Raw genomic sequence first — 23281 nt, 5'->3', positions numbered from 1 at the left:
GGCAGGGCTCCGCCCTGCCGCCCTCCTCCGCCTTGCGACGCACGGCACCGGACCCCGCTCCCTGATCCGGCCTGATCCAAACGAAAGACCCTAGCCCGCGAAGTGCGCCGCAGCCAGGACGCTCCCGTCCGGGCCCACCAGACGGGCGCCGGTAACCGTCGCCGGATCGACCTCGGTCGGCGCACCCCAATACCCGTAACCGCCCTTGAGCGGGAACGAACCTGCCGGCACCGTCGAGCCGTCGGCGTGTACGAGCAGACACCGCACCGGCCCCCGGTCGGCCCCGTCGAGGTCGACGGACATGTACACCCATCTCTCGCCGCCTGTATGAGCGAAGATACGGCCCACCTCGTGGCCCTCGGAGACCAGGGCCGCTTCCCGCAGGCCCCCGGCCGTCCGCTGTGAGAGGGCCGGCGGCGCGTCCACGACCACCGTGCCGACCGCCCACCCGCCGAAACCGCAGGCCAGGGCCGCGGCCACACCGGCCGCCGCCAGCCCCAGCCGGCGTCCGAGGGGCTTCGGTGCGGGCGTCGCTCCCAGCGCCCGTACGACCCGGCTCTCGAAACCGACCGGCGGCTCTGCACCCGGCAGTAGCGCGAGCAGACCGTCGCCGACCGCCGTCAGCCGCTCGACGTGCTCCCGGCACTCCGGGCAGCGGTCCAGATGGGCGACCGCATCGGCCCGCTCGCGGGCGGGCAGGACCCCGAGCGCCAGCTCGGCGTCCAGCTCCCGCAGCCGCTCGCACTCCATGCCGCTCACCGCCTCTCCTCCGCCTCGAGGAGGGCTCGTACCTTGAGCGTCCCGGTCCGGATCCGGGTCTTCGCCGTGCCCAGCGGAACGCCCTCGGCGTCCGCGACCTCCCGCGCCGTCATTCCGTAGATCCCGGCCATCACCAGAGCCCGCCCCTGCTCCCGGGGCAGCGCCGCCACCGCCCGCCGGACCCGCTCCGCGCTGTCGTCGGCGAGCGCCCGCCGCTCGGGCGTCTCGGTCACGACGCCGAGCAGCGCGTCCAGCTCCTCCAGGGCGGCCGGGCTCGCCCGCCGGGCCCGTACCGCGTCGATCGCCAGGTTGTGCGCGATGGCCGTCAGCCAGGCCCGCACCGAGCCGCGCCGAGGGTCGTACACCTGTGCGTGCCTCCAGGCCCGCTCAAAGGTCTGCTGGGCGACGTCCTCGGCGAGCTGAGGATCACCGAGGACCGCGAGGGCCACGCCGAACACCGTTCGCTGGAAACGGCGCACGAACGCGACGACAAGCTCGGGATCGCCCGTCGCCAGACCGGTGAGCAGTGCCTCGTCGGGCATCCGCCCGGGGGAAAGGCCCATGCGCCACATACCAGGGATACGTTCCGCCACCCGGAAGAGATTGCCTTGACGCCAATTCTCCGTCCGTGCGATCCCGCAGACCGCAATCCCTCGGCCGGCCGGCGCCGTACCCCTTTGCAGGGGGACGAACTGGAGGACCGACTCATGACCACCCCGCACACCCGCCACCCGCTGCTCCTCGGCGTGGCCGCCGGCGGCCTGACCACCCTGCTCGCCGCCTGCGGAGGCGGCGGCACCAGCGACAGCAACAGTGGCACCACCACCCCGCCCCCGCCGAAAGCCGGCACCTCGGCGAACCAGGTCACGGCGGAGCTGACCGACTTCCACATCAAGCTCTCCACGCAGAAGTTCCAGCCCGGCCAGTACACCTTCGCCGCGCAGAACAAGGGCAAGCACGAACACGCCCTGGAGGTCGAGGGCCCGGGCGGCGAGAACCGCAGCAAGACGCTTCAGCCGGGTCAGTCCACGACCCTCACGGTGACTCTGAAGTCCGGCTCGTACGAGCTCTACTGCCCGGTCGACGGACACAAGGACCTCGGCATGAAGACGAACATCACCGTCGGCGCAGCCCCGGCACCGTCCGACAACAACACATCTCCGAACAATGGCTACTAGGGGAGAGGCCACAAGGCTCGTCCTGCGCCTGGCCGGCGCGGGCCTGACGGCGGCGATGGCCGCGATCCATCTGCGCCTGTGGAGCGACGGCTACCGAGACCTCGCCACCATCGGACCGCTCTTCCTGCTCAACGGCATCGTCGGCATCCTGCTCACCGTGGCACTGCTGGTCACCCCCGCGCGCCGGATCGGCGCGGTCGCGGCCGTCACCGCCCTGTTCACGGCCGGCACGCTGGGCGCACTGCTCCTGAGCCTCACCACAGGCCTGTTCGGCTTCGACGAGTCGACCGACGCCGAACTGGTCCGTCCGACCCTGTACGTCGAGACAGCGGGAGCAGTCGTCCTGACCGCTTTGGCGATGGCTGCCTTCAGCCACCACTACGAGCGCCACCACCGTCGACGCCACGGGCACACTCTGGAGGGGACAAGGCGGCGGTGACCATGCCGGACAAGTCCAGGCGGGCCGCAGCGGCACCGACGGCCTGAACGCGAGCCGCAGCCCGGGACCAGTCCTCGCCTTGGAGACGGCTCGTTGCCCGGCGACCTGAGATGGCCGGGCGGCGGTCTGAAGGCCGTCCGGACGACCGGCGGTCGGCCGTGACGACGACGAGATGGGTGTCGCCGTCCGCCTTCTGCCACTGACCGAGGGCCTCACCGCGCTGTCAGGTGTCCTGGGCGGGGAAGACCTCGTCGACGGTCCGGCGCAGTGTTTCGCGGGTGACCGTCGCATTGTCGAGTTCCGCGGTCTGGAAGGCGCCGTCGTGCAGCAGGACGCGTCACGCGTACTCGTGCGACGTGGTCGGGGTCTGGATGGCCCAGGTCGGCCGAGAGGCCGCGGAGCACCTCGAACAGCCACGTGCGCTGGTCGTCGATGACCGCGGGCGCCGGGTGGGTGCGGTCGGGCGGAGGAGGCGCCCGTCCGTTGGTGACCGATGTGGCCGTTGCCGGCTGAGGCGGAGCCCTGGAGCCGGCGGTGCCCGCGTCGCAGCCGCGCAACCAGCGGTGGTCACGCCGAACGAACCGTTCGAGCTGCCGGGCCCTGAACGGTTGACTTGCGCTGGAGTGCGCTCCAGGTCGTAGCGTCGCAGTCACCGCGGCGCAGGGGGCCCACCTCGCCCGGTGCCCCTCAGGGGATGCAGGGCGGTGGAATCTGTCGCTGGATGGATGAGGGGCTTCGTGCCGTCCGAACGACAAACGAGTGTGCAGGGAAAGGCTGGGACACGTGATGCAGAAGCGCAGTCTGCGGGACCTCCAGGTATCGGCCATCGGCCTGGGATGCATGGGCATGTCCGCCTTCTACGGATCCGCCGATCAGGAGGAGGGGATCGCGACCATCCGGCGCGCCCTCGACCTCGGGGTGAACTTCCTCGACACCGCGCAGATGTACGGGCCGCTCACCAACGAGTCGCTCGTCGGCGAGGCGATCCGGGGGCATCGCGACGAGTACGTGATCGCGACGAAGTTCAACTACCGGATGGAGAACGCCGTACCCGGCGACATCAGCACGGTCGGCCCGCAGGACGGCTCGGCCGAGCACGTCCGAAGCTCGGTCCACGGCTCCCTGAAGCGTCTGGGGACCGACCACATCGACCTGTACTACCAGCACCGGGTCGACCCGAACGTACCCATCGAGGAGACGGCCGGCGCGCTGGGCGAACTGGTCGCCGAGGGCAAGGTGCGGTACATCGGCCTGAGCGAGGCGAGCGCGGAGACCATCCGGCGCGCCCACGCAGTGCACCCGATCACCGCAGTGCAGAGTGAGTACTCGCTGTGGTCACGGGACGTGGAGGCCGAGGTGCTGCCCGCCTGCCGGGAGCTGGGCATCGGTTTCGTGCCGTACTCGCCGCTCGGCCGCGGCTTCCTCGCCGGGCGGTTCACCTCGCCGGACGAGCTGGACGCGAACGACTGGCGCCGCGAGAACCCGCGCTTCCAGGACGCCAATTTGGAGGCGAATCTGCGGCTGGCGGCAAAGGTGAAGGAGATCGCCGCCGAGAAGGACGTGACCCCGGCCCAGCTGGCCATCGCCTGGGTGCTGGCCCAGGGCGAGGACCTGGTGCCGATCCCGGGCACCAAGCGCCGCACCTACCTGGAACAGAACGCCACCGCGGTCGACATCGCGCTGACCGAGGACGACCTGGCCCGCATCGACGCGCAGCTGCCCGAGGCGGCGGGGGAGCGGTATGACGAGGCAGGGATGCGAGCCGTCAACCGCTAGGGCCTCTCGTCTGGATCATGCCGGGCTCGCGGGCCCCGGCACCGCGCCTCGCCGCGTTGTCGTCGGTCGGCAGGGCTCCGCCCTGCCGCTCCCCTCCGCCTTGCGACGCACGGCACCGGACCCCGCTCCCTGATCCGGCCTGATCCAAACGAAAGACCCTAGCCGGGGCGCAACAGCACCTGCCGGGTGCTGCCGCTCCGCCGACGCCACAGCCGCACAGGTCGTAGACACCATCACCGTTCTGGAGGAGACCGGCCGCCGCTGAGGGAGCCTCGCCGGTACGGCACCTACCCCGCGGAACCACGGCCCGGGGCCCGGAACTACGGCCGGGCCGTGCCCGCCGTCGTCACCACCCTGGAGCAGTGCCGGGAGCAGGGCGAGTACCCGGTGGTGCGCCCGGCGCCTGCGCCGAGGAGCGAGCAGACGCTGCTCGCGGCGCTCGACAACCCCGACGGCGACGCCCGGGCCACCACCGTCAGAGTCGAACCCCTCCGGGGCGTGGCCCCAGCCCTCCCAGTCCGGAACCGGAAGGGACTCGGTGAGGTTCGCCCGGTGCAGGTCGCCATGGGCGGTGGTCCAGCAGGTCACGGCGAGTGCCGGGATGCCCACCACCTCGGGGATCGCCCGGTACATGTACTGCTGTCGTACGGCGAGGCTGCGCCCTGCTGCTCCAGACCGTGGCCCGCGGCGACAACCTCGCCCTCGAAGACCAGCTCCTCACCTGGGCAGAGGAATTGCGCCATCGCTGAAGGGGCCGTCCGGGTGCCGCTGAGGAACACCGGCCGGGCCGGGAGGCTCGGGCGACACAACCCCCGACCATGAGTCGACCTCGACCACGACCACGCCTTTGCCGGCAGCATGCGCACGGTTCGACGGCATCCTCGTCCTGGCATGAGCGGGCCGCAGATGCCGGCGCCCAGCGGAAGACGGACCGTCCCGTCGGCAGGGATGTCACGGCTGGCGCCGCCGGCCCCGTGCGTGTCATGCCTGTGCCTCTGTGGTGATGGCCCGTTGGGCCGTGTAGCGTCGCTGCCAGACGTCGTGGTTCAGTACCCTGCCCGCGCTTCCGCGCGGGCGCTTTGCTGTGCGGTGCCGGACCAGGGCGATCACCTCCAGGGCCGCGCGGTGCGGTTCCTGACAGCGACCGAGAGGCACCAGCATGGCCAGCGGAACCGTCAAGTGGTTCAACGCGGAGAAGGGCTTCGGCTTCATCGCCCAGGACGGCGGCGGACCGGACGTCTTCGCGCACTACTCCAACATCAACGCCTCCGGTTTCCGCGAGTTGCAGGAAGGCCAGGCGGTCACCTTCGACATCACCCAGGGCCAGAAGGGCCCGCAGGCGGAGAACATCACCCTCGCCTGATCGCGGACGTCACCAGGGCCCGGAGCAGGTGCTGCGGGCCCTGGCCGACGGATGGCGCGATCAGATGGCAGGTCGTCGGCTGCTTAGGGCGACGATCGGAGCCAGCACCCGGAACGGGCAGCTGTTCCGGGCGCCGTAGGCGGCGAGCAAAGGCAGCGGCCGAGCCGCGGCCGCGGCGGATCCTCCCGATCGACTCCTGTCCGCAAATGTTCGACGGGTCACGCGTCGTCGAGTCTCACCGCCAGGAAGCTGGCCGTCATTCCGGCCTTGGCCAGACTGGAACCACTGCCGTGGTCCTTTGCGCGCAGGACCGTCCCGGCGAGGGTCGTCCGCTGGCCGGTCCCGGTCTCCCAGTGGCGCAGGACGACGCCGTCGTACTCGTAGTGGAAGTCCGCGACGGGGCCGTTCGGACGGCCCTTTCCGGTCAGGGTGAACGCCACGGATGACGAACCCGAGGCCCGGCCCACCATGTCCATGGCGGCCGGTTCGGCTCCGGGTTCCTCCGAGAAGACCAGCGCACCGCTGACCGCACCGTCCGATTCGGCCACAAGCCTCAGCTCCAGCTGTGTGAAGCGAAGCTTTTCGAAATCGTCGACGGGCTCCCGAACCGGCACGCGCCGAAGCCGCCGCCGTGGAGGCCGCTTCGCAGCACAGCTTCACACGCGTCAGCCTCACCACCGTGCAGCCCGTCCAGCGGCTGCTGCACCCCTGTCGGCCGTCGGCTGACTCGACGTCAGCCGACGGCCGGTCGTTGCGGAAATGCCGCTGGTTCGCTGGACGAACGGGGCCGCCGCCCGGCGGGTGGTCGACAGCTTTCCTCGGGCAGTCCGTCGAGCTGGCGAGTTGGTGGTGCCGGGCCGACCCGCCGATCGCAAGCCGCGCACCGGCGATGCGGACTGGGTCAGTGAATCCGCCAGACGCAGGCGTATGGCTGTGGGAAGCGGGTGATCCGGTGGGCACGCACGATGATGTCGATGTCGCCCGGAGGGACATTGTCCCAGTGGACCTGCTCGACGTTGTTGGTGCGGTCGAAACCCGGTGAGGTTCCCATGTTCCCGTGGCGCTCCTGGCCACTGGCGGCCCGGACGATCAGGTCGAGATCGTTCTGCAGGGCGGCGCCGGGCGGGTCCGTCCAGACCAGGGTCACCTTGAGGGTGCGCAAGGACCCGGTGGCCGGCACCTGGACGCGGACGGTGTTCTCCTCGCCCTGCTCCAGTGGCCCCTCCTCGCTGAAGCCGGCGTCCGGGTCTCCGGGGTCGATCACCGAACCGGCGAGGTTGACGAGGCCGAATCCGGAGCTGTTGTTGGGGGAGGGCCCGGCCTCCGAGGGGAGGTACTGGCCGGCCAGTTCCACCGCACCATTGATCAGCAGGGCTTTGAGCAGCGCTGCGCTCGGCGTGTGATGGCCGTTGGCCAGCAGGGTCTCGCGCAGTACCGCCACACAGCCGGCGACCAGCGGGGTGGCCATGCTGGTCCCGCTCTCGAAGTAGAACGCAGGATCCGAGGAGATGCCGAAGCGGATGTCAGGCGTCACCAGCGCGCGGGAGCGGGTGGACAGGATGGACGTACCAGGCGCAACCACATCGGGCTTGATCCGGCCTTCGCGGGTCGGCCCACGGCTGCTGAAGGCGGCCATTCCGGCGGGGTTGTCGGCCATCGGATCGTCACGGATGGGATTGACGGGGAAATTCATGAACGCGAGCTGGCCGTAGGTCTGGGGAATGTCCGGGCGGCGGCTCTCGCTGGCGCCGACGGTGACGCAGTTCTTCGCCCCTGCCTGCGCACTGACGGACGCCGTGTCGATGACACCGTCCCGGTCCCGGTCATGGCCGCTGTTCCCGGCCGAGAAACAGATCACCAGGTCCGGGTTCTGCCACACCATGTCGTCGACCTCGAACCCGCTGCTGCCGTAGGGCAGCCCCGGCTGCTCGGGACCCCAGGAGTTTGTGTGTACGCGCGCGCCGTCGTCTCGGTAAGGAGGCTCGAACAGATCGCGCAGATCGTCAGGAATCCCGCCGAGACCCCCGAAGGGATCGAGGAGTGACTGCAGCACCAGAGTGGCCCGGGGCGCGGTGCCCTGGACGGGACCACCCATGGTGGTCGAGTGACCGTCCGCGAGAACGGAACCCGCCACATGTGTTCCATGGCCGTCGGGGTCGTCCGAAGTGTTGGGACGGCCGAGGGAGTACAGCTTTGCCACCCGACCCGTGAAAGCGGGGTGGACACTGGTGGTGGAGCCCTGGTCGAAGCCGGTGTCGGCCACCGCCACGACCTGGCCCTGGCCGAGGAACGCGGTGCCGTTGAGCTGGACGGTGGCGTTCATGATCGGCCTGGCGATGCTGTTGTGCTTCACCCACTGGGGCGCTTCGTCGATCTGCCGGACTTCATCGATGCCGGCCAGTGCGCCCAGACGGTCTCCTGACAGCGTGAGACGCACCTTGTTCCTCGTGAGGCGGACGTCGTCGGCGCTGACGCCGGCCGCATCGGCGATCCGCTGTCTGACGCCGTCCGCTTCCGCATCGACATCCTCATGCAGCACCACATCGACCGCGTGCTGCTGCGTATCCCCTGCTGCCGTGGGTGCGGCCAAGGCGGCCAGATCGGACTGCAGCCCGCTCGGCCGGAGCGACGGGGCGATCTTGAAGCCCTCCAGATAGACATCCGCCCAGGCAACGAAGGGCAGGGTCCGGACGGCATCGAGGTCGGCGGGCCGGTACCCGCACAGATAGGTGCTCTCCGGCACGTACTCATGGATCACCACGCCCAACTCCGCGAGCTGCTCCTTCTCCTGCGCCGAGGGGATATGGGTGGTCTGGACGAGGAGATAGTCGGAGGCGGAGGCGTCCTGCGAGACCAGCGATGCGCTGGCCAGCGCGTGGGACTGCCTCAGCGGATCGATGGTCACACCGTTGATGGTGATCCGGGCCATGGCGAGCTCCAGAGATGTGTGCGCGATTAAAACAGTAACAATCAGCGCTTATATGGTCACAATACGTCATGCATGGTCAGCGTAGGACCAACACGGCCGCCACAGTGACGGCCACGGCCGAGCCCAGTGCCAGCAACACCGGCGGCCCCGCCAGTTCCCCGGCAGCCCGGCGGCGCCGGGCCAGTGCCAGGGCCGTGCCCGCGCCGCGCAGCAGTACGCCCGCGACCAGGGCGAGGAGCACTGCGTGCACCCACTCCGGCACGGGCGCCACCAGGGTGATCCAGCCGCCCGCGAGCGGAGCGAGGCAGGCGGCTACCAGCCACGGCGTCAGGGGCCGTCGGCCCCGCGCGTCGAGGACCGCCGTCAAGGCGAATCCTTCGCCGACGGAGTGCACGACCAGTGCGGCCACCACAGGAACGGAGGCCAGCAAGACGACCGTCATCCCCTCCACCATCCGGTGCAGCACCAGGGCCACAGCCGTCCCGGCACCTACAAGACGCCCCAGCTCGCACCGACGCCGCAGTAGGCGCACGGCCGGAACGAGAGCGAAAGCCATCACGGCGGTCACCGGCACGACCCAGCGGGAAAGCCCCACCTCGGCCGCCTCGTGAACGGCGTGCGGCACGATGTCGGCCCCGGCCACGGCCAGCAGCACCCCCGACGCGGCCCCGAGCAGCACTGTCGAACGATGCGACCACCGCCGCCCCGACCAGGCGCCCAGCAGTGTCCCCGCCGCGATCAGCACCAGGCCCAGGTACTGACCGAGGCTGAACTCCCCTCCCCATGACAGCGCGCCCTGTCCCCCCGCCTCGACAACCGCACCGACCACCTTCGCCCCTCTTGAAGCGCCTGCAGGAAATTCGACCGATTCCTGTGACGCTGCCACCTCTCCTGCCCGCCCGCATGCCGCCGGGCAGTTCAGGGGGCCATCGGTGTGAGCTGGTCGTTCAACCTCGTCCCCGTTTGGGGGTCACGCGCGCAGCCAATCGCGTCGCCGTGGGGGAGCACATCGGGGGAACTGCCTTCACGCCTGGGCGAGAGGTGCGATCGGAACGGTGGCGCCGAGCGCGGCGCTCTGCAACGCCGTAATGCGTTCGATGACGAGCCCCAGCAGCACGGCCGCCGCGATCATGAGCGCCTCCGCCACCACCAGGAATGCCATCGACCCCGGGGCCACCCGGCTCGCCACCACGAGCACCAGCGCGTGCGTGATCCAGGCGATCCACCACAGGTTTACCAGTGTCGTGTCCCGCTTCTGCACCCACGACGCGGAGCTCGCGCGCCCGATGTCGAGGACGAACTGGCGCGGGACAAAGAAGTTGACCACCGGTATGAACCACGCGCCGATCGTCCAGCCTCGATTCGGGAGCGAGGCCCGGGGGGACAGCTCCTGGGCGTTGCGCCGGGACCGGGCGAGCCACACGAGGAACAGCACGATCGCAAGAGTCACCAGATAGAGGAAGATCATGGAGATGAAGCCCGACCTGTGCAGGGACGCATCCGTGTGGTGCAGGTAGTGATCCCGGACGGCCGCCGCGCGGAACACGTCTGCCACGGCGGCCGCCGCTATCGCCGCCTGCGCTGAGCGGGCAAGGATCCAGGGAGCTTTGCGGGCGGTACTCGTCATCGTCTTTGGCCTGTCTCGGAGGCGTGTGCGGCCGCAGCGGACACTGGGGCGGAGTGATCATAGGGTCTGATCGCCGCACGCATGTACGACTTTCGGGTCCTCAGTCGTGGGATGCATGTCGCGGGGATGCACGTCAGCGCACTGTTCGCCGAGCCGCGCCCCGACGCCCCGGAGGCCGGTCCGTGCGGCGAGCGTTCAGGGGGTGTCCGGCGTCGGCTTGCGGGCCAGGTCGTAGGCGAAGCTCACTGTTTCGGTCAGGCTGCCGTCGATCATGTAGGGGCTGAGTTCGGCGCTGAGTTCGGCGTCGAACTCAGCGGCGCGGTCCGCAAGCACAGACGGAGGCAGGAATGACGTCGAGCGGACGTGGCCGGCGAGTTCGTCGGTCGTCCAGCGGTGCTCGACCGCGAACCGGTGCCGTTCGGCGGGCTCGAAGCCGGCGCGAAGGAGCACGTCCTGGTCCGGGTCCTCCTGCCGTTGGCTCTCCGCGCCGGGCGGAACGCGGCTCGATGCGTCGAGGGTCTCCTGCCACCTGCGCAGCAGCCTGTCGAATGCCTGCTGCCAGTCCAGGGAGCCGGCCCACGGGCTCGTCGACCAGCACAGAGCCAGGCAGCCGCCGGGCTGGAGCCAAGCGAGGGCTCGCCTGGCGACGTCGTCGCGGCGCAGGCGGTGGAAGGCGTTGCCGATGACGATCAGTTCGAAGCTTCCCGGGTCCGCGTCCAGCTCCTCGGCCTCGGCGGTGATGGCCCGGAGGCGGGCCGCGTCCGCGATGGCGGCCGCCTTGGCGCGGACCGCGTCCGTCATGTCCGGTTCGGCGTCCACGGCCCATACGTCCGCGAACCGGTCGCGCAGCGGGAAGGCGAGCTGACCGGTGCCGCAGGCCAGGTCCAGAAGGCGTCCACGCCCGGAGGGGGCCGTGCGGCGGGCCAGGTCGGCGAGCATCGCGTCAGGGTAGGGAAGACGGAAGCGGTCGTAGTAGCTCGCGGTGCCCCGGTACAGGTCGGGGTCGAACCTCACCTCGTTTGCCATGCGGCCACCCTCCCACGGGTCCGCCCCGCCAGGCGGCTTCTGATCCGTCCCCGGGCCATCGTGGGGCAACGAACCCACCGCACATGCCTGACTGCCGAAGACGCCGTGGGTTCCCGGTGAAAGCACCTCAGTCACGCTGAACTCGCGGCTGACGTGCCGGTAAGAACCGTGCAGCACGAACAGGATGCCCTGGAACACCAGCCGGCCCGGATGCCGCTTGCGCCCCGGGTGCAGGGTCCGACGCTCGACCTTGGGCAACAGCGGCTCGATCACCGCCCCACAAGTCGTCGTCGACCTCCCACGGCTTCGGCCGAGCCACCCCCACACTCCCGGATCAGCAGTCCCGGACTGATCCAACCACCACGAAGATCATTTCGTTAGGACTTCCACTTCTCAGAAGCGGGGCCCCTTGTCGAGGCTGCGCGGGCGCTTGCGGAACTGGGTCGCCTCCTGTTCTGAGGCGTCCGACAGCGCGGTGGGTGCGGTGCCCTCGGCGGCGTGGGCGAGCAGAGCGGCGACCTGCTCGGGGGTGGCGTCCGTGGACGGCTCCTTGCCGGGTCAGGTGAGCGGTCGGTTGACCAGGACCCGGAAGTCGGTGGCGGTCAACTCCTGCTGCATGTCCAGGCCGGGGAGGGTGCGCTGAGTGTGGGCAGGTGCATGGCCTCGGCCTCTGAGCGGGGGAAGTCGGTCCTGGCCAGGCCTAGAGCGGGCCGCGATCGGCGAGGAGTGCGGCGGGTCGGTGTCTTGTCCGGCCGACGACGCCGGCCACGGCCGGAACCTTGTCCAGCAGGGGCAGCAACTGCGTGACGTCGTTGCGGTTTCCGCCGGTCAGCGACACCGCGAGCGGGATGCCCTGCCCGTCGGTGAGGCGTGATGCTTGCGAGGAGACGGCACCGCCGAAGTCGTGGGCGACCACCAGTGGTTCCTCCAGGTCCCAGTGCGCCAGAAGTTCGGTGAAGACCCTGCCCTGGGCAGCCAGGGAGACATCCTGGCCGGCGGACATCTCCGATGCCCCGTATCCGGGCATGTCCCAGACGAACACCTGGTGACGGCGGGCGAGTGAGCGGGCGACAGCCCGCCAGACATACGAGGAGAAGGGTGTGCCGTGCAGGAGCACGACCGGATCCTGGCCGGGTTGTCCGAGACTGCCCCAGCGGACGTCGCCCGACGTGCTGCGGAATGTCTCGGCCAGCTGCCATTCACTCACGGGTGCTGTTCCTCTCGGCTGTGGCAGTTCTCATCGACATTCTCTGGCCCTGAGATCACCAAGTGCTGGCCGAACTCGGCGATAGACGGTGTCGCCTGCCAGTTATGAAGCCACCTCATCCTGGTCGGCCTGTGCCGGGGTGTCGGGAGCGGTGTAGAAGACAGACGCGCCCTGCTTGGTGCGCTGAGCCTGGCTTTTGGCCACCAGCCCTTCGATCGTGGTGCGCACCACGTTTGTCTTGATGGTGCGTTCGGGATGGGCCTGGCCCAGGGCCGCGGCGATCTCCGCGGCCGAGCGCGGTTCGCTCTGCTCCGCCAGGTGGCGGCGGACCAGGCCGACCAGCGTCGGCTGTGCCGCTTCCTTCGCCGCTGCGGTTTTGCCGCCCCTCTTGTGGGCGGTTGGCTTGCCGTCTGGTGCGCGACGGGTCTCGGCGGCGGCCTTTTTCGTCCGCTGCCGCCTGGTGCTCGCGGACGGCGGGGCCGTCTTCTTGCGGGGGGCGGGCACCGTGGCGTTGCCAGACCCGGCCGCAGGCTCAGCTGAAGCCGGTGCCGCATCGATCGCATGCTGAATGCTGACCAGCACTGTGTGGTCCCGCTGGAGGGCGGCCAACTGCTCCTGCAACGCAGCGATTTCGCCGCCGATACGCTCCTGTTCCTTGGCGTTGTGTTCTAGATCGGCGGTCACTTGAGCGGTGTACTGCGATGTCAGTTCGGTGATGGAGGCGTTCTCAGACATACGGCGCACAACCTTTCTCGGTTCAGGGCCGAAGGCGCAGAGCCAGCGGGCATGTGTGCTTCCCGGCCTGATGTGTGCGGGACGACAGAATGAGCCAACCCGCAGGGGCCTGCCCATAGATAGTACGGACGAGCGGAGCAAGTTGTTCTCCTCGAGCGTTCCGCTCACTCCGGCCTCACATGTCAATGGGCCGCAGGTGGGGTCTGGGGACGGCGAGGCGGGGGGAGCGCGTGCTGCCACGGAAGATGCCAGACCACCTCATCGGTCTCCCAGCCGTGGTGCCAGGATGCCAGCGCGCGGATGGTCGCCAGCCGGTCCAAGAGTCCTCCGGCCTGCTGAGGGGACTGCCCGCACAGGGCGGCGAGGGCGTCCATGTCCGTGCCGTGGCCGCCAGGACCTGCGTCGTGCACTGCCAGTACGAGCGCGGCCAGCCGCAGGATGGGGGCGGGAGCAGCGGCGCGCAGTGAAGCGCCCAGTGAGCGGCGCGGCGTCGAGCAGCCGTACGGTCACGACGCCAGGCCTCAGTGGTCCGCGGTGCAGTGACTCATGGCCTCGTCGGCCGCGTAGGCCATGACTTCGAGGATCAGGTGCGGCAGACCAGCGGGGGCGTAGGTGTCTGCGTGCCGGCGGATGTGCTGCAGGTGGTCGACGTCGACTCAGCGTGCCCAGTCATGCGTGGTGCTGCGCCAGGCCGGTCAGGATTGGTCATCACGGCAGTATGCGCGCCGCCCACCGACGGAGGGAAAGCGGCACCGAGGGGACGCATGACGCTCGAACGGGCTCGCCACGGAGCGGATTCGGCCGGCGTTTTGGGCCCGCGAACACGGCTCGTAGACGGGCGTCCGCTCCTTATATGATCTCTTCGTGGAGGAAGTCGCAGTCTCAACTATGTGCCACTTCGCCCCACTTCGAGACACGCAGGACGCGTCATGTCAGCGGCGGTCCGATCGAGTCCTCGCCCCCTGACGTCTGGAGAGCCCGATGCGTCGTCGTCTGCTGCCGGTCGCAGTCGTGCTGCTGTGCGCCGGCTGTTCCTCGGCCGGTACCGAGAACGAGCATGCCGCTTCGTCGGCGTCGTCGGCCGCCGACCACCGTAAGGCGGTCCGGGCGGCGGTCGCGGCGGTCTCCGGGGACACGGCGTACATCGACGAGAAGATCACGATCGCGGATGCTGACGACGAGTACGTCCTCACCGTCAAAGGCGGCTTCGACCTGGCGAAAGACCAGGGAGCCATCGCGGTGGACCTGCCCGGCGGTGCCATCAGCCACAGCGACGAGATATTCGCAGGCGACAAGATCTACGTTGCTCTGAAGGAGAAGGGCGAGGACGCCTGGGGTGTCATGCCCCGCGACGAGGCCGAGGCGCACTACCTGCTTCGTGCTCCGCTCAACGACCCCGAGCACGTCCTCGGCCAGGTGTCCTCGATGCGCGAAATCTCCAAGGAGGGCCAAGAGAACGTCCGCGGTGAGCGCGCGACGCACTACCGCGGCATGCTCGACCACGGCACCCTCACGAAGCGGATGGCCCAGGACGTGCGGAAGAAGACGGACCAGGCCCGAGACGCTCTGGGGAGCGAACTGCCGGTCTTCGTGGACGCGTGGGTCAACGGTGACAGCCGCCTGGTACAGGCCCGGATGACGGTGAACCTGTCGGGTACGAGTGTGGCCGTGACCATGGGCCTCTCGGATTTCGGGAAGCCGGTGCATGTGACGGTACCGAAGGCCGGGGACACCTTCCCGATGCGCAGTGCCACGGGCGTACTGAGCGGCTGACGCACAGGGCGTCCGCGTAACCCGCGCAGGAGGCGGCCCATCACAGCCCTACGGTGCCAGCCCGCGGCCGTCAGCCGTCGTCTTGGCCCGCGGCAAGAACCTCTGCCAGTTCCTTGGCGGACATGCGGGACCACCGGGCGACCTCCTCCAGCGCCACCCCGGCGACGGCCGCGGCGGCGGTGTGCAGCAAGGCCTGGTCGATCAGACCGGCGCTGTGGCTGAGGTGCTCCAATAGTGTGTGGGCCACCTCGGATGTGGTGCCGCTCTGCCTGTCGCGCAGTTGTGCCGGCTGCTCCCGGGTGTCGTCCAGCAACTGGGTGATGCGGAGGCGGTGTTCGACGGGCACGCTGGCACGCCCTCGGCTGCCCGAGCGGCGGGCCCAAAAGCGGCCCCAGCCCGGTCGACCGCGCACGACCGGGCAGCAAGCACCACGTCCTCACCAATGGGCAGGGCATCCCACTCGCGGTCTCGCTGACCGGTGGAAACCGTAACGACATCACTCAACTGCTGCCGCTGCTCGACAAGATCCCAGCTGTGACAGGGAAGCACAGCGGCGGCCGTTCGCACGCGGCGCCATGTTCCGGGTTGCGTTGCGCTTCGCGGACATCCGTCCGCGCATGCCCCATGGAGCGGGTGACGGCACAAACACCCGAGAGGCTCAGAACTTCTCGGCGACGTGCTCAGCACCCGCCAGGTGCCACGTACGCCTGCCGGGCGGGAGCAGGCGACTCGGGCAGGTCCTGCCATGGGATGGCGGTGTGCATCACGTGCACGATCCCGCACAGGCAAAGGGACGCGGCAGGTAAGCAGAATCAACCGCGCATCCCTTCGCAGACCAGGCCAATTGCACGCCGCGGCTGCCGGTCTGGCGCATGTGACGGCGAGACTGGCTGCCAATACGACCGGCGAGCCAGTGACCGGTCAAGGAGGACCAGTCGGGGTATCCGCAGCGGACGCCGGGCATGGATGGCGCTGCGGGAACCGTGGCCGGCCGGCCGTAGGGCACCTTCTGCATCACGCCGTATGCCACCAGCATGTTCAGGCGTTCGGTGAGAGTCACTACCTCGGTCGGCTGGCTGGGGGGCGGTCGCCGCCTTCCTGGCGCTGGCCGTCGCCGGGCTGTCCAGCAGTTCGCCCCAGACGGTGCAGGGCGCCTATGTGGCGATGGAGCTGGTGGGGTGGTCCGTGATCGTTCCCCTCGGCATCGCCTCGCTGCTGACCGGCGTTCTTCAGTCGCTGGGCACCGTCTGGGGGCTGCGGCGCCACTACTGGCGCATCGCGAAACTCCTGATCACGGTGCTGGCCACGCTGCTGCTGGTGCACATGCAGCCGGTCGGACACTCAGCCGACGCGGCGGCCCGGGCCATACTCGCGGGCGACGGGCTGGAAGGCATGCGCATCCAGCTGATCGCCGACGCGGCCGCCGCCCTGCTGGTCCTGCTCATGGCGGCGGCCCTGTCGGTCTTCAAGCCACGCGGCGTGACCCGCTAGGGGCGCCGCCGCCGGCGCGAGCAGAACCTCCTGCCGCGCTGAATCTGTGCCCGAGCCGGTCGGTTGCCGGGCATCGCCAGATGGCGCCCTGCAGCACAAACGCGCCGGGGCTCACGCTCTGCGGGTGCGCCCCGGCGCGTTTGCCTGGGAGAGGTCAGTGGTAGGCGTGGACGACGGCGTGGCCCTTGCCCCGGCCGATCATCCACTTGTTGACCGGGGTCGTGATCACGAATGCGACGGCGAAGCCGCCGAGCAGCGCGGTCCAAAACAGGGAGTCGGACAGGTGGGCGTCCATCGCGCCGCTGAGGGCGACGACGCCGTTGTCGACGAGTTCCATGATCGCGATGGAGACGGTGTCCGCGGCCAGTGCCACCTTGACGGCGCTCTGGAAGTCCAGGCCCGCCCTGCGGAGGGCGAACAGGGTGAAGGAGTAGCCGAAGGCGAACGCCAGCGCGATCGCCAGGACCATGGTGGGCACGTTGCCCCACAGCAGGGCGGTGCCGATGACCATGCCGAGGATCTCGCCGATCGCGCATCCGGTCAGGCAGTGCAGCGTCGCCTTCGCCGCCGTTGCCCAGGATGCCCCCGCGTGCCCGCCATGCTCGGCGTGACCTTTGTGGGTGGCGTGGTCGTGAGCGCTTGCGGTGTGGTGAGCGGTGTGGTCCATGACCTCTTCCCCCTTCTCGTCCAGGGGGAGCCGTTCCCGAGCCCCAGAGCCCCTAGCTATATACCCCCGGGGGGTATATAGCTAGGTGTGTGCTATCCAGGTGGAGGGTCGGCGCTTCACGGTGCATGTGCGCCGTCGGGAGGACTTTGACTGTTCCCAGGGCGCGGTTTGCGGCTCGTGCGGTGTTGCGGGCAGAGGGAGGCGAGAAACCCGTGCCCGCTGGCCATTCGCAGACGTGTCAGTGCACGTGAGGGCCCCCGGCCATCTGCGGCTTGCCGGGTGGTACGAGTCCCAGGGCCACCGCGGCGCTCACCGCCGCCGCGAGGGCGCAGACGGTGAAGGCGTCCGTGAAGCCGCCGACGGAGCCGGCCTCGATTCCCGAGGCGGCGACCGTAGAGACGACCGCCACGCCGATCGAGCCGCCCACCTCGTGGAAGGTGTTGACGACGCCGGAGGCGAGGCCCGCCTCATGGTGCTCGATCATGCCCAGCGCGGTGGTGGTGGCGGTGACGAAGACCGTACCGAGGCCGAAGGATGCCACGACGAAGCCGGGCAGCAGGCCCGCGTACACGCTGCCGCCGGCGGTCAGCCGGGTCAGCGGTACGGATCCGGCGGCGGCGATCGCCATGCCGGCCACGGCGACGGCGCGGCTGCCGATGCGGCCGAGGAACCGGGAGGCGAGGTGGGCGCCGAGGCCCGTGGCCACGGCCACCGGCAGGAACAGCAGGCCGGTCTTCAGCGGACTGAAGCCCTGGACGTGCTGAAGGTAGACCGAGCCGAGGAAGAAGTAGGCGATCAGCAGCGCGGTGGCGATCAGCATCAGGAACGCGCCCGCGAGCACCGGGCGCCGGGTGAACATCCGCAGGTCCATCAGCGGGGCCTGGCTGGCCCGTTCGACCGCGGCGAATCCTGCGTACAGCGCCACCGCGGCGGCCAGCGGCAGCAGTGTGGCCGCGTCGGTCCAGCCGGAGTCGCCCGCCTCCACCAAGCCGTAGATGAGCAGGCCGGTGCCCGCGGTGACCAGCAGTGCGCCGGGCAGGTCGAGCCGGGCCGGCCGCGGGGCGGCGGCGGGGGCGAGCGCGGGCAGGGCGGCGAGAACGGCGAGGCCGATCGGGACATTGATGAAGAAGACCCACTGCCAGCCGGGTCCGTCGGTCAGCGCGCCGCCGATCAGGACGCCGGCGGCCGCGCCCGAGCCACCGATCGCGGCCCACACGCCCAGTGCCTTGTTGCGCTCAGGGCCGTGGAAAGTGGTGGTGACGATCGAGAGTGCCGCTGGGGAGAGCAGGGCGGCCCCGACGCCCTGGGCGATCCGCCCGCCCAGGAGCATGGCGGCGCCGCCGGCGAGCCCGGTGACCAGCGAGGCGGCGGTGAAGAGGGCGAGCCCGGCGAGGAGGGTGCGGCGGGCGCCGAGGGCATCGGCGAGGCGGCCGCCGAGCAGCATCAGGCCGCCGAAGCACAGGGTGTACGCGGTGACCGCCCAGGTCAGCGTCGCCCGGTCGAGGTGGAGGTCGGCGGCCATGTCGGGCAGCGCGACGTTCACCACGGTGACGTCGAGGATCAGCATGAACTGCGCGACGCAAATGAGGGCCAGCGCCGCCCAGCGGCGTGGGTCGGTTGGCGGGTGGTGATGTTCCGGCGCCTGGTGTGCGGCGTTCGCGGAATGTGACATGACGCGTCCTTGTCGCGAGGGGCGGAAGTGGAGAGGTCCGGGATGGAGTGAAGGCCGGCGCGGCGGCGACGCCGAGCACGGTGACACCCCAATGGCCATGAGCGCGGGTGGAGGCAGTCGCCGCCTCCGCAACTGAACTGTACGGCCCAGTACATGTGAACTCAACTGTTCAGTTCAGTCGGTTGCTAGGATTGGCTCATGAGCGTGGACAGCGTCAAGCAGCCCCCCAGCGGCCCCCGGGCGGAGCTGAAGCGGCAGGCCATCGTCCGGGCGGCGCGCGAGCTCTTCCTGCGCGACGGCTTCGGCGTCGGCATGGACGCCATCGCCGCCGACGCGGGCGTGTCCAAGGTGACCGTCTACAACCACTTCGGCAGCAAGGAGGCGCTGTTCACCGCGGTCATCACCAGCGCGCTCGACGACCCCCTGGGCCATGCCTCCTCGGCCGCGCTCGAAGGACTGGCCGAGGCCGAGGACCTGCGCGCCGCCCTCCTCGACGCCGCCCGCGCCTGGGTGCACGCCGTCAGGACGAACGAGGACGTCATCGCGCTGCGCAACCTGGTGGCCGCCGAACAGCACCGCTTCCCCGAACTCGGCCGGGCCTGGCAGGACCATGGACCCGAGGGCCACCATCCGGTCGTCGCCGACGCCCTGCGCACGCTCGCGGACCAGGGCCGACTGGTCATCCCCGACCTGGAAGCCGCGATCATCCACCTCTACGCGCTGCTGGTCTTCCCCCACATGGTCTTCAGCACGTACGGACCCCACATCGATGACGGCCTCACCGATCGCCTCATCGTCAGCGGGGTGGACATGTTCCTCGACTACTACGGTCCCGGGCGGGACCGCTGAGTCCCGCCCCGGACCGGGAACCGCAGGCTCAGGCCCCGTAGGCCACGAGCGCCATCATCCCGGCCTCGCCGTGGTAGGCGTTGTGGCAGTGCAGCATCCACTGGCCGGGGTTGTCCGCGTCGAAGACGACGGACACCGTCTTCCTGGGCGGCACGATGGTGGTGTCCTTGCGTGGACCGGTGCTGCCGAGCTGGTAGGTGTGGCCGTGCAGGTGCATCGGATGCCACATGTCGCTCGTGTTGACGAAGTCGAGCCGGACCCGCTCGCCCTCCTCGACGAGCAGCGGGTTCGCGGTCGGGTCGGCCATGTCGTACCGCCGGCCGTTGACGGCCCAGTCGTACTCGGCCATGCTGCCGGTCAGTTCGATGCGGTGGACCCGGTCGGCCTTCCTCATCTCCAGCCGTACGTCGTCGTCCGCGCGCAGCTGCGAGGCGGTCACGATCCGGCCGTCCAGTTCGGCCGGTCGTACGGTCGGCTTCGGCGTGTTTCCTGATCCGGTGCGCACCAGGGCCATGCCGGTGGTGTTCTTGCCCTCGGCGAGCGCCACGAGCGGGAAGACGCCGTCGGCGAGGGTGACCAGCACGTCGTACCGCTCGCCCATGCCGATCAGCAGCGCGTCGGCCTGCTGGTGCTCCACGGGGAAGCCGTCGGTGTGGGTGATGGTCAGCCGGTGACCACCGAGCGCCACCCGGTAGGCGGTGTCGCCGCCCGCGTTGACGATCCGCAGGCGCACGCGCCTGCCCGGCTTGCCGGTGTACACCGCCGGGTCGGCCGGCACCCGCCCGTTGATCAGGTGGTAGGGGTACTTCACATCGCCCGCGTCGCCGCCGAGCAGTTCACTGGTGGCGCCCATGAGCATGAACTTCATCGACATGCCGTCCCCGGAGGAGGCGGACGGCGAGGCCGTCGTGGCGTCCATGCCGGAGCTGCTCATGTCCATCCCGCCCATGTGCCCCATGTCGTGACCGGACGAGTCGGCCGAACCGGAGGGTGTGGATGCGTCGCCGGAGCCGCCCATGCCCTGCCTGAGTTCGGCGAAAGCTTCGTCGGGGGTGCCGGTCACGCCGTCGAGCCAGTCGTCGAGGACGACGACCCACTCGTCGTCGTAGGACAGCGGCTCCTTGGGGTCCTCGACGATCAGCGGCGCGTACAGGCCGCGGTCGAGCTGGACACCGACGTGCGGGTGGAAGAAGTACGTGCCGGGCGCGTCGGCGATGAAGCGGTACGTGAAGGTGGATCCGGCCCGCACCCCGGTCTGCGTGAGGGGCGGTACGCCGTCCATGTCGCTGCGCAGTGCGATGCCGTGCCAGTGGATGGAGGTCGTGGTCTGGCCGGGCAGCTGGTTGGACAGTTCGGCGGCGAGGGTATCGCCGGCCGAGATCCGGATCTCCTTGCCGGGAGCCTGGCCGCTGAAGGCCCAGGACTTGGCCGTGATGCCGCCGCCCAGGTCGAGCGTGGCGGGAGCGGCCGTCAGGTTGAGGCGGTGCACCCTGCCTGTACTGGTCCGCTTCTTCTCCGTGCGGGCGACCTGGGAACCGGACGGGCTGAGCAGGGCGGGGCTGTTGGAGGTGTCGTTGCTGCAGGCGGCGAGCAGGCCGGTACCGGCCGCGCCCAGCCCGGCGAGCAGGACGGAGCGACGGTTGATGCTGTTCACGAAAGGATCCTCTTCTCGATGCGCGAAAGGCGTTCGGGGTGGTCCGGACACGGCTCGCCGGCGTCGCGGGGACGCGGAAAGCCGTGGGACGCGGCCTATATGCGCAGCAGAGAAAGGAGAGACAGGTCGGGTGGCGCACGACTCACGGACCGTGCGGCGTCCACGCCCGCGAGCACGGCGACGGGAACCGAGAAGGCCGGGGCCGGTGACTCGGGCGGTGCCGGGAGCTGTACGACGTGGACACCGGCAGCGGTGCACAGCTCCATCACCATGGACGGGCAGGCGGCGCCGTCCGAACCGTGCACGACGACGCCGGCTGCTGGTGAGCCCGTGGGGGAGTGGGCGGCAGGAAGTGAGGGAGATCCCGGCATGGTGTGTGCTGCGGATGCCGACATCGTGGTGACCGGTGCGTCGGGCAGCTCGTGGTGCAGCAGTACGGCGAGCACCGCGCACAGCGTGACGAGCAGCCCGCGTACCCAGCGGGCGGCACCGCCGCGCTGGGGCAGCAACTCTCCTACCGTCATCACGAGGCGTCCGTACTCCCTGCAAGCGAGGATGGCCACCATACCCCGTACGGGTATAGGTGTCATGGCGGTCTCAAGGTGGTCCGCCCTCCCGGCGCGCCGTGCCATGGGTAGGCTGAGATGACAAGGGACAATCATCAGCGCCTGCACCAGGCGTCGGACATGGCGGTAGGGGAGGGCGTGTGAGCGGCGGCATGAAGGCGAGCGGCGTCGCCGCCCGTCTGTCACAGGGTTGAGCCCTGGTGGCCGTCCCGGGAGCGGACTTTCTTGGTGCCGGCGCGCTTACGAACGGGCCGAGTGACCGCCGTAGCCGGGGTGGTGCCCAGGGTGGTGCGGCGCATGCACCGGGGCGTCGGTGCGTCGGCTGCGGGACCGGATCACCCTGCGGGCCACCCCCGGGGCGCTGGCCCTGCGGGCCGCCGTGCCACGGGGACGCAGACGACGACCTGAAGCGGCTGCAGGACCTCGCCGCCGGGCACGTGGGGAGGTTCGGCCGACGCGAGGACCTGCAGGTGAACTGGCAGGCAATCGACTCTTCCGCGGTTTGTCCCGAGGCCGCCGTCGGCAGCGGATGCTGGGGCGCGCCGCAGTCACCTCAAGGCGGTGGGCGTCGTGGCCGTCGTCGCGATCGTCCTCGCTGTACACCTCGGGCTCGGCAGTGTCCTGCTGTCGAACTGGCGGTGGACCGGCTGGGCCGCCGGCGGCCTCCTGGCTGTGGTCCTGCTGAAGGTGGCACTCCTGGGTGGGTTCGCCATCCGCCGCAGCCGGGCCTCCAAGGGCCGCTGAACACGCGGCGGCACCGCGCACCGGTGGACACGGGCCGGCTCAGTGCCCTCCGCTCGCCTCCACATCGAGGCGCTTGGTGAAGGATCTTGCGCGGTCCTTCGACTCGTACACCCCGCTCTGCGTGGCGAACAGGACGTGCCCGGCGCTGACGGCCGTGAGCGCCTGGGGCCGGCCGCGCGGATGCGGGTGCGGGACGACCTGGCGACGATTGTTCTGCAAGCGCGTGGCGACGAAGATCAAGAAGGCCAAGGCGGAGCTGGAGGAGATCCGGCTCGCCGAGCGGGAGATCGTCGAGTCCCTGATCGGGAACTACCGCACGGTGCTCAAGCACATCGACGAGGGCGGCCCGGCCCAGGAGGCGCTCAGGAAGGCTGCGGCCATGACCGCCGAGGCGCGCCAGGCCCTTGAGGGTCTGGACGAGGGGGCGTCGGCGGACGAGGTCGCGGCGCGGCTGGAGGGCAGGGTGTCCCCGGCGGTGCTCTCCCGTGGCGTCATCGCCGACAACCACCCCATCGAGCAGGAGAAGGCGATGAAGTTCAACGCGCTGCTCACGAACGCGGTGATCTTCCACAACGCCCGACATCGCGGAGATCGTGCGGCAGCTGCTGGAGGAGGGATGGGAGATCGACCCGGAAGACCTGGCGCACATCTCGCCGCTACCTGACCGAGCACATCAACCGGTTCGGCGAGTACAGCACCCACGAACTCGGCATCCAGCCCGACGCGTATGCCCCGAAACTCGACGTCGACTTCACACCGCTGCGCGAACAGGACCTGACCGCCGCCGGACTCGGTCAGGCCGCTTGACGACCGCGAGCCTCCTCGC

General features: G+C 69.9%; 23 protein-coding genes and 2 pseudogenes. 10 read left to right on the top strand and 15 right to left on the bottom strand.

Translation table 11 applies throughout. The features are described 5' to 3' along the window. Nucleotides 1-90 precede the first annotated feature (90 nt). On the bottom strand, nucleotides 91-750 hold the full coding sequence (locus AC067M_RS45280; protein WP_478702836.1) for a hypothetical protein: 660 nt from the start codon (nucleotides 748-750) through the stop codon (nucleotides 91-93). 5 nt (nucleotides 751-755) lie between these two features. Continuing rightward, entirely contained in the window at nucleotides 756-1331 is a 576-nt protein-coding gene (locus AC067M_RS45275) for an RNA polymerase sigma factor (protein ID WP_478702835.1), read from the bottom strand. A gap of 135 nt (nucleotides 1332-1466) precedes the next feature. Here AC067M_RS45275 and AC067M_RS45270 point away from each other — a divergent pair, with 135 nt between their 5' ends. The 4 genes from AC067M_RS45270 (at nucleotide 1467) to AC067M_RS45255 (ending at nucleotide 5515) form a co-directional block, all read left to right on the top strand. After that, complete coding sequence (locus AC067M_RS45270; protein WP_478702833.1) at nucleotides 1467-1937, top strand: cupredoxin domain-containing protein; 471 nt, start codon at nucleotides 1467-1469, stop codon at nucleotides 1935-1937. Beyond that, nucleotides 1927-2376: a hypothetical protein gene (locus AC067M_RS45265; protein ID WP_478702832.1), complete on the top strand. Its 450-nt coding sequence runs from the start codon at nucleotides 1927-1929 to the stop codon at nucleotides 2374-2376. Before AC067M_RS45270 ends, AC067M_RS45265 begins: the two co-directional genes overlap by 11 nt. Nucleotides 2377-3162: 786 nt before the next feature. Beyond that, nucleotides 3163-4152, top strand: coding sequence for an aldo/keto reductase (locus tag AC067M_RS45260; protein ID WP_478702831.1), 990 nt, complete (start codon nucleotides 3163-3165; stop codon nucleotides 4150-4152). A gap of 1159 nt (nucleotides 4153-5311) precedes the next feature. Then, a complete protein-coding gene (locus AC067M_RS45255) occupies nucleotides 5312-5515 on the top strand; it encodes a cold-shock protein (protein ID WP_478702830.1) in 204 nt (67 codons plus the stop codon). A 218-nt stretch (nucleotides 5516-5733) separates the two neighbouring features. On the opposite strand, the gene AC067M_RS45250 is transcribed toward AC067M_RS45255, so the two are convergent. From AC067M_RS45250 to AC067M_RS45220, 7 genes and pseudogenes are all read right to left on the bottom strand, one after another. Further along, nucleotides 5734-6063: a hypothetical protein gene (locus AC067M_RS45250; RefSeq protein WP_478702829.1), complete on the bottom strand. Its 330-nt coding sequence runs from the start codon at nucleotides 6061-6063 to the stop codon at nucleotides 5734-5736. Between the two features lie 353 nt (nucleotides 6064-6416). Further along, complete coding sequence (locus tag AC067M_RS45245; RefSeq protein WP_478702828.1) at nucleotides 6417-8444, bottom strand: S8 family serine peptidase; 2028 nt, start codon at nucleotides 8442-8444, stop codon at nucleotides 6417-6419. Between the two features lie 76 nt (nucleotides 8445-8520). After that, nucleotides 8521-9273 (bottom strand): ZIP family metal transporter, encoded by a 753-nt coding sequence (locus tag AC067M_RS45240; protein ID WP_478702827.1) that lies wholly within the window; start codon nucleotides 9271-9273, stop codon nucleotides 8521-8523. A gap of 195 nt (nucleotides 9274-9468) precedes the next feature. After that, nucleotides 9469-10071, bottom strand: coding sequence for a DUF4328 domain-containing protein (locus AC067M_RS45235; RefSeq protein ID WP_478702826.1), 603 nt, complete (start codon nucleotides 10069-10071; stop codon nucleotides 9469-9471). Nucleotides 10072-10266: 195 nt separating this feature from the next. Continuing rightward, the gene (locus AC067M_RS45230) at nucleotides 10267-11097 is read right to left on the bottom strand and encodes a class I SAM-dependent methyltransferase (RefSeq protein WP_478702825.1); all 831 of its coding nucleotides are present in this window, start codon (nucleotides 11095-11097) and stop codon (nucleotides 10267-10269) included. Between the two features lie 709 nt (nucleotides 11098-11806). Beyond that, nucleotides 11807-12304 (bottom strand): annotated as a pseudogene (locus AC067M_RS45225) (alpha/beta fold hydrolase); the annotation flags it as partial. Nucleotides 12305-12406: 102 nt separating this feature from the next. Next, the gene (locus AC067M_RS45220; protein WP_478702824.1) at nucleotides 12407-13039 is read right to left on the bottom strand and encodes a hypothetical protein; all 633 of its coding nucleotides are present in this window, start codon (nucleotides 13037-13039) and stop codon (nucleotides 12407-12409) included. A 981-nt stretch (nucleotides 13040-14020) separates the two neighbouring features. Between AC067M_RS45220 and AC067M_RS45215 the strand changes: the two genes are divergently transcribed. After that, on the top strand, nucleotides 14021-14812 hold the full coding sequence (locus AC067M_RS45215) for an SCO4651 family lipoprotein (protein WP_478702823.1): 792 nt from the start codon (nucleotides 14021-14023) through the stop codon (nucleotides 14810-14812). Nucleotides 14813-14882: 70 nt separating this feature from the next. Here the strand turns inward: AC067M_RS45215 and AC067M_RS45210 are convergent, their stop codons facing one another. After that, on the bottom strand, nucleotides 14883-15158 hold the full coding sequence (locus AC067M_RS45210; RefSeq protein WP_478702822.1) for a hypothetical protein: 276 nt from the start codon (nucleotides 15156-15158) through the stop codon (nucleotides 14883-14885). A gap of 29 nt (nucleotides 15159-15187) precedes the next feature. Here AC067M_RS45210 and AC067M_RS45205 point away from each other — a divergent pair. Together AC067M_RS45205 and AC067M_RS45200 are read left to right on the top strand one after the other, a co-directional pair. After that, nucleotides 15188-15355, top strand: a pseudogene (locus AC067M_RS45205) (transposase); the annotation flags it as partial. 600 nt (nucleotides 15356-15955) lie between these two features. Next, nucleotides 15956-16303 carry a hypothetical protein gene (locus AC067M_RS45200; RefSeq protein WP_478702821.1) on the top strand — a complete coding sequence of 116 codons (348 nt, stop codon included), beginning with the start codon at nucleotides 15956-15958 and terminating at the stop codon, nucleotides 16301-16303. 154 nt (nucleotides 16304-16457) lie between these two features. On the opposite strand, the gene AC067M_RS45195 is transcribed toward AC067M_RS45200, so the two are convergent. Together AC067M_RS45195 and AC067M_RS45190 are read right to left on the bottom strand one after the other, a co-directional pair. Continuing rightward, nucleotides 16458-16970: a DUF4396 domain-containing protein gene (locus AC067M_RS45195; protein ID WP_478702820.1), complete on the bottom strand. Its 513-nt coding sequence runs from the start codon at nucleotides 16968-16970 to the stop codon at nucleotides 16458-16460. A gap of 238 nt (nucleotides 16971-17208) precedes the next feature. Further along, nucleotides 17209-18642 (bottom strand): MFS transporter, encoded by a 1434-nt coding sequence (locus tag AC067M_RS45190; protein ID WP_478702819.1) that lies wholly within the window; start codon nucleotides 18640-18642, stop codon nucleotides 17209-17211. A 198-nt stretch (nucleotides 18643-18840) separates the two neighbouring features. Between AC067M_RS45190 and AC067M_RS45185 the strand changes: the two genes are divergently transcribed. Continuing rightward, entirely contained in the window at nucleotides 18841-19491 is a 651-nt protein-coding gene (locus AC067M_RS45185; RefSeq protein WP_478702818.1) for a TetR/AcrR family transcriptional regulator, read from the top strand. A gap of 28 nt (nucleotides 19492-19519) precedes the next feature. On the opposite strand, the gene AC067M_RS45180 is transcribed toward AC067M_RS45185, so the two are convergent. After that, nucleotides 19520-21145, bottom strand: a complete 1626-nt coding sequence (locus AC067M_RS45180; RefSeq protein ID WP_478702817.1) for a multicopper oxidase family protein — start codon at nucleotides 21143-21145, stop codon at nucleotides 19520-19522. Nucleotides 21146-21240: 95 nt separating this feature from the next. Then, nucleotides 21241-21669: a DUF6153 family protein gene (locus AC067M_RS45175; protein ID WP_478702834.1), complete on the bottom strand. Its 429-nt coding sequence runs from the start codon at nucleotides 21667-21669 to the stop codon at nucleotides 21241-21243. Nucleotides 21670-22281: 612 nt separating this feature from the next. Between AC067M_RS45175 and AC067M_RS45170 the strand changes: the two genes are divergently transcribed. After that, entirely contained in the window at nucleotides 22282-22455 is a 174-nt protein-coding gene (locus tag AC067M_RS45170; RefSeq protein ID WP_478702816.1) for a hypothetical protein, read from the top strand. 39 nt (nucleotides 22456-22494) lie between these two features. Here AC067M_RS45170 and AC067M_RS45165 read toward each other — a convergent pair whose 3' ends face one another. Continuing rightward, on the bottom strand, nucleotides 22495-22674 hold the full coding sequence (locus AC067M_RS45165) for a hypothetical protein (RefSeq protein ID WP_478702815.1): 180 nt from the start codon (nucleotides 22672-22674) through the stop codon (nucleotides 22495-22497). 4 nt (nucleotides 22675-22678) lie between these two features. Between AC067M_RS45165 and AC067M_RS45160 the strand changes: the two genes are divergently transcribed. Further along, a complete protein-coding gene (locus tag AC067M_RS45160) occupies nucleotides 22679-23119 on the top strand; it encodes a hypothetical protein (RefSeq protein WP_478702814.1) in 441 nt (146 codons plus the stop codon). Nucleotides 23120-23281 lie beyond the last annotated feature (162 nt).

The organism is Streptomyces sp. NPDC043427, assembly GCF_056436655.1.
Note: the sequence above shows the minus strand (reverse complement) of the source record. Positions and strands in the feature narration are given on the sequence as shown.